This is a genomic window from Photorhabdus akhurstii (genome assembly GCF_018448925.1).
GTDB lineage: Bacteria > Pseudomonadota > Gammaproteobacteria > Enterobacterales > Enterobacteriaceae > Photorhabdus > Photorhabdus akhurstii.
The window spans coordinates 36,699-51,871 of record NZ_RCWE01000032.1 but is presented as its reverse complement, the minus strand read 5'-3'; the positions used below and the strand labels follow the sequence as shown (position 1 = coordinate 51,871).

General features: G+C 46.3%; 9 protein-coding genes and 1 pseudogene. All 10 read right to left on the bottom strand.

The genetic code is table 11. The features are described 5' to 3' along the window. Positions 1 to 695, bottom strand: a pseudogene (locus EAE93_RS21435) (RHS repeat protein); the annotation flags it as partial. A 130-nt stretch (positions 696 to 825) separates the two neighbouring features. Then, positions 826 to 5,523 (bottom strand): insecticidal toxin complex protein TccB, encoded by a 4,698-nt coding sequence (gene tccB, locus EAE93_RS21430; RefSeq protein WP_214040530.1) that lies wholly within the window; start codon positions 5,521 to 5,523, stop codon positions 826 to 828. Positions 5,524 to 5,616: 93 nt separating this feature from the next. Continuing rightward, positions 5,617 to 8,514, bottom strand: coding sequence for an insecticidal toxin complex protein TccA (tccA, locus tag EAE93_RS21425; protein ID WP_214040529.1), 2,898 nt, complete (start codon positions 8,512 to 8,514; stop codon positions 5,617 to 5,619). 526 nt (positions 8,515 to 9,040) lie between these two features. Continuing rightward, positions 9,041 to 9,454, bottom strand: coding sequence for a DUF6392 family protein (locus EAE93_RS24810; protein ID WP_235201007.1), 414 nt, complete (start codon positions 9,452 to 9,454; stop codon positions 9,041 to 9,043). 158 nt (positions 9,455 to 9,612) lie between these two features. After that, entirely contained in the window at positions 9,613 to 10,080 is a 468-nt protein-coding gene (locus EAE93_RS21420) for a DUF6392 family protein (protein WP_214040528.1), read from the bottom strand. 109 nt (positions 10,081 to 10,189) lie between these two features. Then, entirely contained in the window at positions 10,190 to 10,648 is a 459-nt protein-coding gene (locus tag EAE93_RS21415; RefSeq protein WP_036809521.1) for a DUF6392 family protein, read from the bottom strand. A gap of 94 nt (positions 10,649 to 10,742) precedes the next feature. Continuing rightward, positions 10,743 to 11,000 (bottom strand): colicin E3-like toxin immunity protein, encoded by a 258-nt coding sequence (locus EAE93_RS21410; protein WP_036778200.1) that lies wholly within the window; start codon positions 10,998 to 11,000, stop codon positions 10,743 to 10,745. A gap of 8 nt (positions 11,001 to 11,008) precedes the next feature. After that, positions 11,009 to 12,571, bottom strand: coding sequence for an S-type pyocin domain-containing protein (locus EAE93_RS21405; protein WP_214040527.1), 1,563 nt, complete (start codon positions 12,569 to 12,571; stop codon positions 11,009 to 11,011). A gap of 410 nt (positions 12,572 to 12,981) precedes the next feature. After that, positions 12,982 to 13,905 carry a GNAT family N-acetyltransferase gene (locus tag EAE93_RS21400; protein ID WP_105398047.1) on the bottom strand — a complete coding sequence of 308 codons (924 nt, stop codon included), beginning with the start codon at positions 13,903 to 13,905 and terminating at the stop codon, positions 12,982 to 12,984. Continuing rightward, positions 13,902 to 15,173 (bottom strand): phenylacetate--CoA ligase family protein, encoded by a 1,272-nt coding sequence (locus EAE93_RS21395; RefSeq protein WP_214040526.1) that lies wholly within the window; start codon positions 15,171 to 15,173, stop codon positions 13,902 to 13,904. The genes EAE93_RS21400 and EAE93_RS21395 overlap by 4 nt, the downstream gene beginning before the upstream one ends.

Genomic DNA, 15,173 nt, shown 5'->3' with positions numbered 1-15,173 from the left:
CCGATGGCATTAGTGGTACTTTGTGTCGTATAGACCTCACTTGCCAGCATTCCCTGCCAGACAGTTTCGTCGTCACCGCTCCAGTTAGCCTCCTGCCCTTCCGCCAGCAATTGGTGAGATTGGGATAGCATGGCGCCCGCCAGTGACTGACTCATCAACCGGGTCACTCCCGCTGTGTCGTAGTGGCGTATACACAGACCGGAGAGGTTATACTCTTTCTCCGAGGTTGTATTCCCAGCCCAGATAAAGCGCTCTGTCACTTTAGCACTCTCTTGGTTGAAAACTTGCTCGCTCACAGATAACAAGCGACCGGGCAAGGTGTTGCCTTCATAGCGACGGGTCTGACGAACACCGGTCGCATTCATTGTCATTACCGAACGACCTTCAATATCATTCAATGCAACAGTACGACCAGCATCGACACTCTCTGTCCGCAGGGCATGACCGGCCAGATCATGCTGCCAGACAAAATTAGGCTTTACTGAGTTATCAGCCTGCTTTGCATCATACAAGCGTGGGTCAATACTGTAGTTCAGGTGTCCACGGGCATCATACTGGTGACGGGTGACGCGGGTGTCAGTATCCCCCCCGATTACAATACGGTGAAAACCAATATCACGAATGGACAGACCGCGATTATCTAACACGCTGACTGTTGGGGTTTGAGTATAAAGAGTAGTCTCAGACGGACTCATATCATATTCCTTATTTGTTTTACAGCTTCCCTTCCAATGAAATGGAGAAAGATCGCAAGATTGATTTTAGATATGACAAACCTTCTCCCACTCTGGCGAACAGAGTGGGAGGGATTAGTTAAAAGTTAATTTAAGAGAGTGTTTTCTTGACCTGGTTTGCGAAACTGGCGCCGCCGTCGCAGGCGGTATAATGCACCTGCACCAGCACATCATCCATATTCGCCAACAGTGCGGCCTGCATCTCATCCGCTTTCAATGTCTTATCGTCAATATGCTCATCCACAGAACGCGGGAAGTTAAGAGTCCATTTGGAAACAGCTCCAGTCCCCTCAAATGATAGATAGCGCTCATCTTCCAAACGCAACTCAAAGCTACCGGCATCATTAATGCCAGAAGAGAGCGCCACCTGCTGGCTGGCACGCAGATTGGTGACAATATGCGTCGCATCACCCTCTTTACCTGTCGGATCATTGAGACGTTTAACACCATTGATATCTGCTGCTAACAATATACTGCTGCTGGTCTGAGTGAGCGTTGCCTTCACGTTTTGATACGGCCCGACTAACGTCGGCAACGTCACTGACACAGTTTTAATCTGGCGCAAATAGTGCCCCGGATAGTCGTTGTCAAACAGCTTTTCGCTTAATGGAAAGTCGACTTTGCCTTCGGTTTTTAACTTACCAAAACCATCATCACCCAATAGGCTTTTGAGCGACACAGTACGGATCACATTAAGACGGCGTTCGTGACGAACTAAATAGGCCGCTTCCATCTGATGCAAATTGAGTTGCAGTGTCTCCCCCACTTGCAAACCACGGTAATGGTCGTTCCAGGTACCGGTCTGGATAAAAGTGGTAGCGTAATCACCCAATTCATACTGCCAGCAAGCTTGGGCGGAGAGGCAGAGAGCAACCACGGCATCATACGCTTGATAATACAACGCGGATAATTGACCACTCAGCCACTGGTACAGAGTCGCCTGGGTGAAACGAGTAGTTAAGTAAGTCAGCATGGTCCGAATTTGTACCTGCTGTGCCTTCGCCTGTTGCAGGGAAGTTTGAGCTGCTTTCTCGCGCACTGCCAGCGCATCCAACTGTTTCTGTAATGCGTCGACCTCAGACTGTGCCTGCTGGTATTGGATTTGCCACTCTTCACGGCGGCGGCGGTAATTCTCCGTGGTTGCCAGACGCTCGGCCACCACGCTGGTGGCTTGTCCGGCAGCCATTAACCCGATGGCAATCGCTTCCGTTACTCCTTCATAGCGCGAGCCGCCATCAGCCAAACCAAAGATATTCGGGATCACTTTCAGTGCCCCACTGGCAGTTTGTACACCAGTGGAAGAAGAAATCAGGGATTGTGCTGACGTTTGGGTGTCCATCACCAGTTGTTCCGCACTGGAGATGTTGTTCTGATACAGAGTGTAATAATGGTCATGACGCTGTTGTGCCGTAGCCTGACTAGCTAGCAGCGCCAGACGATCTGCCGCCAATCCATCCAGCGCCTGTTGTTGCAACGTGATAGCATAGCTGGACATATCCAACAGTTGCTGTTGCGCCAACTCTTCTTGACCGGCTCGTTCGCTACGTTCCAACAAACTAAGCAGGTTCTGACCAAAACTGGTCAACGTACCCACGGCGCTGTAAGCTCGCGGCAACATAGCGCTGAAACGGTATGGCGGCACCGTCAATATGGCGCCACTGACGCCATTCGTCAACGTGCCGGACTGAGCACGCTGAGCCAACAACGCTACCGGATCAACAGGCGCAGCATACAGCGGCAGCGAAAGCGGCTTGCCATCAACGGTCAGGTTATGACGCAGATTGTATAACCGTGCATCCAACGTATCCCAGTGAGACAACATCAGAACATTGAGCGGTTCATTAAAGTAGCCATTATCTGCCAGTTTCAAGTAGCTGACATTGCGGCCCGGCAATGCGGGTAAAGCGGTATCACTATTAGCCAACTGGTGCTCAAAATCACGTAAAACCGCTTTTTGCCCGGCGGCTAAGGTATCCAGGGTTTGCGGCGTCCAAATGCTACTCAGCGATACATCCGGACGAGGCCCTAGCAATTCAGCGGCCAGATTGTAATAGACACGGGCCTGAGTCAGACCGTCACGAGTCAATTGGCGATACCACATATCTCCCTGAGCAATCAGGTTACTGACATAGGCAATAAACACCGCTTTCTGGTATATCACCGGATGAGCATAAGCTTGAGTATCTGGGTCTATAGAATCGTCCAAATGACGTGACAAATCGCTGTTTCCTTCAACCAACGGACGTACATTCCAGTAAGCCGGGGCATTGTGTGGCTTGTTTTTCATCGCCGGATCAAAGATGTAATGCAAACTCTTTTGTGCCGGCGAAAATTGCTGTTCGTTGGCAAATCGTGTAGCAACCAGAAACGGCAGGTGAAAGAATAACTCCCAGAAATAGAGACCATTTGAACCGTTAAAGTCCATTGGTTCGCTTTTGCCGTCAGTCACTAAATCTGCTTCCAGAGAAGGATCTGCCTGCAAGGTGTAATCCAGCAAACTATCCAGCCCCAGATTAGCCTTCTCAATCAAAGTACGCACAAAGGTGGTGTTAAGGCGGGTTTTCGCGGGTAATGATGAGGTCAAGAAGTCCAGATATTGCACCAGACCACGTTTACTATCATAACGGGAAATCAATCGAGGAATGGCATCTGGCGCCTTACTATCCTGCAACGCGACATAGACATTGAACCACTTACAGACCCAAGAATAGGCCCCTTTTTTCCCTGATGGCCGGTCATAATGATCCCACACAACATTCAAACAAACCTGTAGGTAGTTTTTATCCGGATCGGTGGAGAAATCCGCCTCGGACAAGGTATAAGTTGTAGAATAAGTTGCACCGCTGGCAAGTCTGAAAGTTTGATCACTGTAACGTTTAAACAAGTTGCGTCCATCCGCCGTCTCAGCATTGATTTCCTGATAGAATTTGCGGTTATCGGCGATTTTCTTGAAGTTTTTGATAGTGGTTAATGTTGGCCAATCTGGCGACGTGAATACAGCCTCAAGCTTATCAAGACCAATAGCAAAATTTATTTTATCAGACCAATCTAGCAACACGGTACCGTCTGGAATATACAGATTATAACCGGTAGGTGTTTCCCCTTCCCAAGCGATATAACTGCCCTTCACAGTAACAGTATGGAGAGTATCAAGCAGGGGGGAAATAGCCCATCCCTCATTAACCCTTTGCTCTAACGCCCACGTTCCATTAGGAACAGATCCACCACCATATCCAGACGGATAGTAGTTGATTATTGCATTATGAAAGGTGTAATAATTTCCATCATGGTAATCCAGATAAAAACCTTCATTTCCTGACCACGTGAAACCATAACCAGACTTAGAATCATATACAAGATCGTTATATCCAAACGTATGACGGTTAATAAAATCCCCATTAGTTGTGGTTTGTATATGAAGCGTCAGGCCATCTTGATCGATATACACATAGGCCCCAGTAGTGCCTTGTTTCAAGTCATCAACTTTACTTACCCATCCTGTATTTTCGGGATCTTCCGTTGCACCTGTAACAACCTTAGTAATTACATACTTTTTATCGTATACCGCAAATTGCAAGCTGTTTTGACCATCCGTTTCATCACGGTAAGTACTGAACAAAAAGTTCTTACTTAACGGCCTGAGAACATGACGATTGAAAGCTGAGTCACAATAGAGATAACCATAAACAACGGGTTTATTTTTTCTATTGGCCCCATCACCTTCAAATTGACGGACAAACACCCCCAACATTAGGCGGCCATACGGGTTACTGTCCGTTTCCTCCGTCGGATCGATACTAAAATCGGTGGTAGCCAACAGATTAACTTGGCGCAATGTGGTGCTAGATTCATCAATCAGCAGGCTGGATCGCTGTGTTTCTGAACTTTCCCCTGCTTGTTGTGTCATTAACGTGGTCGTATTCGGCGCTGTCCAAGTATCATCATAACGTTTATAACCAAACTTTATGTTGTAGGCATGGGTTTTACCGATGTTTTTACCGTCAGCATCCTTCTGTACTGCCGGGTCACGCTCAACCCAAGCCACATATAGTCGATCATTATAAAATACCGGGCGAACTGTATGCTCCAGCACCGTATCACCAGACAGCGGCAAAGTGATTTCCTGCCAATCATTCCAGCAATTTGGCGTCACCGGATTCCCTGCCGGATCTTGACGGTTCTTACTCAAATCCATCTGACGCCAGTAGTAGCGATACGGTTTAGTGGTAGTGCGACCAATAAAGTAGTAGATAGCTTGGTCAAATTTATCCTGATTAATATAACCACTGAGCACATATAGATTACTCACTGCCTCAAACTCATTGAGATACGCCAAAACAGCATCCTGCACACGATCCGGATCGAGTCGATTCTGATTTAAAGTCGTCTCCAGCTCCGAGAAATAATGGCTTTTTTCCTGCCGGGTGATGGGTGAAATATAGTTTTCAGCGTAATTTCGAACCTCAGCCCCCGCAGCCCAGATAGCATATTGGTTATCATTATCACGCCATTCGTTAGCTGTAGAAGGCTCCATCGCCTGACGCCCCGGTTCAGAGCCGTTGACCAGACGAGTCATATATTGCTGTATGCTGGCAATCGCTTGTGCTACCCGACTCGTCTCAACCTCATCAGCCACTTCCGGGTCAATCAGCAAATATTCGTATAAATCTTCCACCGTCACCGGCTGACCACTGACGCCTTTCAACGTCGGCGCCACAAAATTCATATAGCCAGTCACCAACGCATCACGCTGGGATTCATTCAGTTGTTTTTCCATTGTCGATAACATAATTATCTGCCTTACTTAAATGGCGGTTTAGAAATAGCCTCATTAGGCCATACGGAAAAATCAAATCCACTCAGGTAGTGAGCTCTGCCATGCTCAGTTACTGCCCTTGACATGGGATACGCCAGCCACCAGCGCCTGACCGGTGCTTTGCCAAAGGGTATAATCACTGTCACGACTCAGGAGATAGCCTTGCTGTTGCTGTGTAACGCCAAGACCAGTTTGGTTCTGTGCCTGTTGCAAACGCAGAAGCGCATCCAGTTGCGGTGTGGTTTTGGCAATCCCGCCCAATACCGACCAAGCGGCTTGCAACTCGTTAACCTCCCAACCCAATAGCGTTGCCAACGTCTGTGCAGCATCAGATTGGCTCAACGGTGTGGTAGCATTAGCTGTGCGTAAGTAGGCCAGTACATCATCTTCGGTACCACCAGCTTCACCCATTTGGAGCAATAAATCGCTATAACAGCTCAGGGTATAAAGCATCCACAAACTGATATCGGTCACTGTTTCTGCGGAAGCGCCAAAATAGGCTGGATAGTCCAGCAAGGTTTGCACCATTGCAGGACTCAGCGTGAATTGTTGGGTCAACAAGGAGCGGCGTACCACTTCACGTAATTGACGCAGATAGTCAGCGGGAATATCGGCGGCAGTCTTAACGGCATCCTTCAATGCCCAAGTCGCACTCAACCACTGGTAGGTTGTTTGTCCACTCCAGCGCAACAATAACGCAGGCAGTGACTGACTCACGTTCAGAGTCTGCGCCAACAGACTGACGGCCACGCCCTGTTGAGTTTTCTGTACCTGATTCAACGTATTAGTCAGAGTAGTGATTGCCAGCTTCTTATCTTCATCAGATAAGCTTTGTGTATTGACCACCGTTGCTATAACACTTTGTATGCCAGCATCAGTCACCAGACCAACCTTATCGATAAGCGGACTATTACCTGCTGAGAGCAGAGCAAACCAGTCAATAGCGTGGCCGTTGGTATCGACTAATGGTGCCCCACTGCGGGACAACAATGTTGCACCCACAAACGTACTGCCTAGGTTCTGCCACACTTGACGGATAAAGTTCAATTGATCGTCAGTGCCCTGCGAGGTAGAAATAGGGTTGTCACTCAACAGCAAAAGCAGTGCTGAAAATTCTAAATCGTGCTGTTGTTGCCATTGAGCAATCGCACTTAGCGCTTGCAGCAAACTCAGAATATCCGCCGCCAGCGGGGAATCTTTTTGTGGTACCGTGATTGTGGGTTTCCCTGCCAATTGCTGCCAGACGATGCCTGTACCTGCATCTAATCGATCAACCAAGGCACAGAAAGACTCTGGATTTATCCCCAATGTGCGCGCCAAATTAGCCAGACGGTAGAAAGCTGACACCACAAACAGATTACAGTTGAGTGTGCTTTGCGTGACATTCCCCTGTTGACGGGCAATATTATCCGCCAATAACAGGAACTGACGATGATTGAGGCCCAGTGCCGTGCTGATATGCTTAACACGCGCCCCATCGCCCCCGGTGGTCAATGTATAGACAAAATCCTGATTATCTATCACAAACGGTGTATCAAAGGTGCCGACGGAGTTAAACACTTGGTCTAAAAACGGCGTTGCCGGTGTAATGGCAAACGGGGCCACTACGCGCAGCCAGCCAGCAAATTGTTTAGCGCTAACACCATACTTCGCCTGATAATGTTTGAACACTCCCAACATACGCAGCGTATTGTCGTTCATCGACAGCGCGGTATTTCCTGTTTCCGCATCCATAGCAGAAGTCACTAACAGGTCAATATCCTCATAAGGCAGATTCAGCCATTTTTGCAGGCGCACTGTGCGGTTAATACGGTCCAACTTGTCATCTGTCAGATTGTTAACCGTCAGAGCAAAATGCGCCTCCGCACCACTGCGACTCAGGGTAATCGCCTCCGGCTTACCGGCATGAATAAAGCGGGCGCCATACGCAAATGGCGTCGCTGTCGTGTCACCAGAACTCACATTATCAGACTTAACAACCGTAGAACCTCCGACAGTTGAACACAACATCAGTTCTACCTGGGGTACAGTCAAACTTGTTCGATCAGTCATTATGGTCATGTCGCTGAAACTATTCACAGTAAGCGAACTGTCACCATAGTTAAGCTGATAGAAATCCTGACCGACAGTCTCCGTAATGATTTTCTGCTGCTCTGGCGAAAACTGACTCGCCATGATTTGCAGTCGGGTCAAAGCACTGGCAGTCGTATCGCTCAGTTTTCCTTTTGCTGTTGCCCAGAAGTTTTGCGGCAGATCCAGCGTCTGTGGCAAAGTGATATCTTGCAACGTAGTACCCAATACCGATTGAGCTGTCTGAATCTGCTGATGACCATAATGATACGGCAGATTATTCGGGTAACGGGTAGTGGAAAGTCTGGCGTTTACCGCTTCCAGATCAGTCAAACTCAGTTTCTTCTGAATAGCTTTGGACAGAATTTCATTGACCAACTGCAATTGCGGTATCACCTCATTGATTGCTTTATCATTAATTAACAAAGCACCCAGATCGGGGCGACGCTCCGCCAGCGTATTCATAATGGTAGTGGCGCCATTCTTTTCCTGTTCAAGGGCCAATTGATAAATATGAGTCAGATAGGCTACCGGCGCATCATTGGCTTCCGGTGATCCACTTGGTGCTTTATCTTTCCAACCCGTGTTTGCATCAAGAAACTGATTGGCGTAATCCGGGCCTGATACGGAGAACGGACTTCTCAAGCCAAACTGAACAGCTTCACTAAGAGAATTACGGCGAAAATGGTGTAACACCTGATGAGCATAGCCCACTGCCAGGTCATACATTTTTTCAGCACTGCGCCCGAGATCAGCACGATGCTCACGAATAAAACGCTCACGCGGCATACGTACCACATCAAACACTGAGGTATAACCAAGATCGGTCAATTTACCGGGTAAGTTGTGGATCTCTTCGGTGCGGGAAATCAGGGGACTGGCGAGTTGATTCATACGGACTCCTGAATTGAGGTTTATCATGAGAAACAGGTTTTTTCGCGCAAAAAATAATCACCATCGTTATGTATAAAAGAGGGACCAAATCAAACATGCGCATTTAGAACATCAGGTCCTCCTACCTTCTAAAGGCGCTATACACAGTGATGATGTGTGAGGAAAAATATAATAAATCACAAAACTTGCTTACATTAAAAAACAAAATGCAGACAATAAAATAACTTTACCTTTATATAATTATTTAGAATAAACATTTACGTATATTTATAATTAATTTACAAAATAATTAACAATAGTTTGCAATATCGCGTCTTGAATAAGGTAATACCTGATATGCCGGAATATTGATGAATAATGGTGGCAATGGCATAAAAATAATCTTTTATATCAATATGATGAAGATTACTCGCGTATCTTTATTATTTTTTTAAACAAATAACCTATTGGAGGGTAATGAGAAGTGAATGAGTCAAATTTCGCATACTCAAACAGCTAAAGATCTAAATGAGAGGCTCTTTATTGATTACCAACGCACTGCTGATGTGGGTAAAAAAGTCACCAACCTGACCCGCTCCAGCAAATCGTAATCAACCTGCATGCTGGTTAGAATACGGAAATCCAATAAGGTATATAGCTCAGTCCAACCAATTCCTTTAGTTAACCTTTTCCTCGGCGGAAGTGATCTTTCAGGCTCGCCAAACTGTTCATGAATCCATTGCCGGGACATTATAGGAATTAGTGGTGATGGTAGTTCATTTGGAAATTGGTATGAATCTTTTTTTTCATCAATCAAAATAAGCCCTATCGCAAATAAAACCCTACCATCTCTCTTAAAAGCAAGATGTACACCTTCTTTAATCATATGCAGGGATATATTAGGATCTCCAGGATATCCTGTTGGTTTAGTTTTATAAGGAATTAGCCCTTCATCAAAAATTTCCTAATAAGACTTCCCTAAGCTATTTATTAGCGCATCTATGTTGACTGTCATTTGTATAAACTCCTACTCTTAGTTAGTCCAATTCATCTACGATTTTATTTTTCAAATTACCCGCAAATGAATTGGATTTTAAAAAAACCTATCATATATATTAATTACCAACGCACCTCTGACGTAGGCAAAAAAGTCACCATTCTGACTTGCTCCAGCAAATTGTAATCAACCTGCATGCTAGTTGGAATACGAAAATCCAATAAAGTATATAACTCAGTCCAGCCAATTTCTCTAGTTAATCTTTTCCTTAGCGGAAGTGATTTTTCAGGCTCACCAAAATGTTCATGAACCCACTGTCGAGACATCAGCGGTATCAAAGGGGGAGGCAATTCATTAGGAAATATAAAATTAGGTCGTCTGTGATTAATTAAAGTTAACGTTATCTCAGTAAGTACTTTATTTTCTCGCAAAAATGATAAGAAAGCCCCTTCTTTAGCCATATCAAGAGATATATCAGAGTCTCCGGGAAAACCTGACGGCTTGGTTTTATAAGGGATTAGTCCTTTATCAAAAATCTCCTGATAGGTTTTCCCTAAGCTATTAATTAGGGCTTCAATGTTAATCGTCATTATTTATATAACCTCCGTTATTGATTTAGCCAAATGCATCTGAGATTTACCTTTTCAAACTGTTTGCAAATGAATTGGCTTTTAAAAATAACCACTCATAATCTGTTGATTACCAACGTACTTCTGAGGTAGGCAAAAACGTTACCGATTTCACTCGTTCCATCATGTCATAAGAAATCTGCATACTGATTTCGTCTGTGAAACGATATAAATCTTTCCAACCAAACTGCCTTTTCAAAATTTGCCTTGGCGGTATTGATTTAATCGGACCACCTAAGTTTTCTTTAATCCACTTCCTATCCATAGAATGCGTCAATGGTGATGGCAATTCATTTGGGAATATAAATGAAGCTTTATCGTCCCTAAGCAACCTTAAAGTAATTTCGTTTAATATTTTACTACTCCGTTCAAACGATAAAAAAATCCCCTCTTTCACCATATCAATACCAATATTAAGTACCCCCGGAGGACCATTTGGTTTGCTTCTATAAGGAATTAATCCCTCATCAAAAATTTCCTGATAAGTTTTCCCTAAGCTATTAATTAGGGCTTCAACGTTGATAGTCATTTATACACAAAATCTGGCGTATGTGGAACAGAACCTATATTAAACACGGATAATGGTTTGTTGCCCGCTATCCCACTATCCGCTGAATCTCTATTCACCACAAATCTCTATAATCAAAAGAGATTTGATAATCATAAGCTGATAAATCAATTTGATGACAGAAGTGAGGCTGTAAAACGCTCACCCATTTAGATTCCACATCAAAGCCACCGTTATTTATATTATCTTCTGTTGATATTCCCAACCCACTAGCCATAACATCAGCATTATCTCCAAAATCCTTGGAATACTCACACCCTTCCCCTAATTCTGTTTGTTTATCAAACCACTCCAATCTTAATTTCAATCCCATTATATACCTCACAAATACTGTTTAATGTTTCGTCCTTTGACAGCGGGTTTTAACTCTTTCCCAGTCTTATAATCTACAGAGCAAAGGTGCTCACCGTCACTTACCCGGTAAACCTCCAATTCACCATGTTGAGAGTCCCATTCATAAATTCGGCGGCCTTTGCTATCGATCCATCTATCTCGTTTACCACCTCCGCTTTGTTTTGGAGTTTTTTTCTTAGCTGACCGTAACCCAGAAACCCCAGTAATTTCCTCTGTTTTTGGGGCAGGATGATAGTCGTGTCCATCTTGAGGCAATCCATTTCTAGGTTTACTCAGATACACATACACCGGCGGCATATTCGGAATGGGGAATACCAGAATATAATCGCGGAAATCCTTCTCTTCCGGCATCGGCAACGATTCAATATCGCTGCCCACTTTATCCGGGATCGGCAACACGGTTATTTGCGACGGAATAAACGGCTGTTCTTCATTCCCGGTATGGGCTGGAACCTTGAATTCCTGCTCATTCGGCGTCCATAAAATTGTCGGCCGGGTTTCTCCCGGTTCCCAGAACTCATAATTACCGGTGGTCCGATTCAGCGTCATCATGCGAACCGGTACTTTATCCAGACCACCTTCCGGGCTGACGTGATATCCTTGAACCGTCATCCTGCCGCTTTTTTCATCTCTGATCCAGCGAAAACGTACACGCGTTGGTGCTTTACCATACTGTTCCGCTATCTGTCTCAGGCGATACGGATCTAAGTAATCCTCTTCCCCCTGATTCAACGACGGTGAATAAAACAGCCCCATTAATCCAACTGTCACCGGATTCGGTGCCGCCAGCCAACGTCCTGCACTAATAGCGCCGCCGCCAATGTAACGCATCACCAGCGTTTCCCCTTCCGCTACCGCGCTGCGGGCAGTGGCGGCCACGGCGGTAGCAGCCGCTTCGGCTTTATCTTCACCACCACGGAACCACCGCTTATACCACGGTAATTTTTTATCCTGCGGCTTATCTGGTTCTGGCGGGTGTTTCTTCTCTTGTGGCGGCGGTTCTGGTTTTTGCGGCGTCACCGGAGTGGGAGATGACGGCACCTGATATATCGCCATTCTGCCAAAGTTATTCGCCGGTTCAGGCTCGGTTCCGGCATCGGTACAACCTTTACCCCGCTGGCAGGACTTTGTAAACACCGGTATCGGCGGCGGAGGCGCCTGCGTTGCGGGCGGGCTTCCCACATCCTTTACCGGAGAAGAGAAATGCTGTTGCACCATATTTGTGGGAGCGGCAACCCGGTCAGCAGCCTTATCCTGCTTCTCATAGCTGTCCATCTCGGAATTGATAAACCTAGCCCGACAGGGGCAAGTACTCACACTGTCCAATGTGCCAGCCAGCTTGCGCCCCATGTCAAACACATCGGATACACCACCGACAATCGTGTAAGTACCGGGATGTTTGCCACAGGTAACTGTATCCCCTTCACGAGCGGTTGCTCGCCCATTAAATGTCATGGTGTGATCACCGGTGATAATCTGTCCGCCACAGGTTGTTTTATCACCAACGAGCAGGAAATACCCTATTGCCATTTATTCACTTCTCCAATGATTTACAACATGAAGAGTGAATCTAACTGAAATCATCATCATGCTTTTGTCACTTATGGATTAATAAGTAATCAATAGTGCAATGAATTTCACTTAGAAGTATATAGGAATATTCTGAAAATTAGAGAAATAATGTCGATTGATACTGGTAATTCACTATGTTTTATAACAATTTTATTACAAAAATTAAACAAAAGTGAGTTTCATGAATAAATTTAAGAAACAGTGACGAGTTAGCAGAAATACACAACAGATTTTTGCAAGCCACGGTCAATTGTTAATCATTAACCGTTCAAAGTGCTGACCGAAAGACCAACACTTTGTCAACAATCTACAAAACTATTCAGGCTTTGATGAGCTTTACCAGATTGCCTCTGAGCATTGCAGGAAAACTATGCGCTTGCACAAGCAAACATGCTTTGTTGATGCAAACGGCGAGCAAACTGACAATTTAAGGCTAACTCTTTCCTACTATGCCCGCGAACCAGTAAAGCCTCCCAACGATGATGATGACCGGGCACAAACCCTGTACAGGCAAATCCCGCCTGTTGCAAAATTTCCATCGCCTGGAGAGTGCCTTCCCCTACCGGCAGTTTGACATATACCAGTTTGTGTGCCGGTAACTCCGCCACCTCTTTTACCCGCTCGGTTGTCTGCTTTTCTATCCACACTTCCAACCGACGTCCATGATTGGTTATGCGGATATCCGCATCAGCCAGCTCCTCCGGTTGCAGAGGCTCTTGACCAAACACTTGAGTCACCGATGTCAGCCACCTTTGCCAACCGGAAGGCCAATGTAACTCTGGAAACGGCCAACTTTGTAAAGGCAAACACCCCAGCACAATGCTTTCCGGCCGTGCCTGATCAAATGGTGACGTTACATAATCCGGCAGTAAACCCGTCGTGTGAAAGCCCAAATTTTGGGCCAAACGTTGGCTGTGGTTATGTGACGACACCTGTTTAATCGTGAGTATGCTTAACCCCATTTTCTTGGCCTGATGACACAAATATCGGCCCAATGCGGTAGCAATCCCTTGCCCACGCGCCTGCGGGTGTACCGCGATCAACGCCAATTCAGCGCTTAATGGACACTGTTCATCCCGCCACAGCGCCGCATGCCCTAATACTCGTCCATCCTGTACCGCAACAGCAGAATACCACTGTTTAGCCGCGTTATAGCGGCCAAGCATCGTGGGTAAATAGACTTCCGGGTAGACATAATCTTCGCCGTAAACAGCCCGAAATAACGCACTAACACCGGTAGAATCCCCTTCCCGGAATAATCGAATGAATGGCATTACTGGATTTATGCTCATGCCGCCTTCTCTTCAGCACTATAACCACGATTATCAACCACCCGCACCAACTTACCGGATCGAGGATGAGTGACCATATTTTCCAAGGCGCAGTAAGTGACCTCCACATGCAGGAAGCCCTGATCACATAACTTTGCCATAGCGGGTTGGTCCTTCAGCAATGCTTGACGCATTGATGTTGCCGATGGCATCAGTGATGAATTTCCGGCTAACAAGAGTTGTATGTTATCCATGCCGTTCTGACGGCTCAGCAATAACTGCCAAGCGAGTACACCCGCTTGCTGTCGCAGTAAACGCGCAATATGGTCAGGAAAAATGGATAGTGAACCAACTCGAATTCGGTGAGCGCCTCCTGCCCGCCCCTGCAAAGCGAATTTGCGTCGCGGCTGCCCCGGCGCTTCACACCAACAAGCCATATCTCCGGTAGGGTAACGGATAATCGGCATCAGGCGTCGTTGCAGGTTGGTGACAACTAATAGGCCATTTTGGCCTGGCTCCGTAATCGGCTGACCATTGGCTTCGTCAACAATTTCAATAATGGTTTCCGTATCAAAAACCCGATGTTCGCCATAACAACAATCAGGAGACGCCGCCCCAATGAGACCTGCGTCAACGCTAGCGCAACCCACTGAACCAATACGCGCATTAGGAAATACCTGATTCAACAGTGTCAATTGCTCTGGAAACAGGCTTTCGCCACCGTACAACAGGCGCTCAACGCCCGGCATAGACTGGCCGCGCTGCTGCAAGGCACTGGCAAAACGCAGCAATTGCACCGGCATCCCAGCCAAGACATTAATATTCAAGTTAATAATAGCGTCGGTCAGTATCCGATCATCAACGGAGCTGGTAAACGGATACTCCACCACCGGCACCGGTGAATAGGACAAGGCACCGTGAATAAACAGCAAACCGGTGTACAAATCACCAGAAAAAAACAGATTAGCAAAGCGGTCGCCAGGTTGTAATTGTTGTGCAATCCCTTGACCAAATGCGCGTATAAAAGCGCGCCATTCACTACAACTGAACACCGACAACCTGCCGTCACTGGTTGAACCACCGGTCTTAAAAACATGACCGCCGTTGACAGGGCCGGTTAACACCGGCCAGTTCTCCAGCGATTGCGATTGTTGCCAATAATCAGCGGGATTGATCAATGGCAGATCAATTAGCTCCCAGCCAGATCGAGGCAGATCACGGTAAAGATCCCTAAAAAAGGGGGAATGATTGCGGACGTATTCAACCAGATCGTGTAATGATAGTGTCAT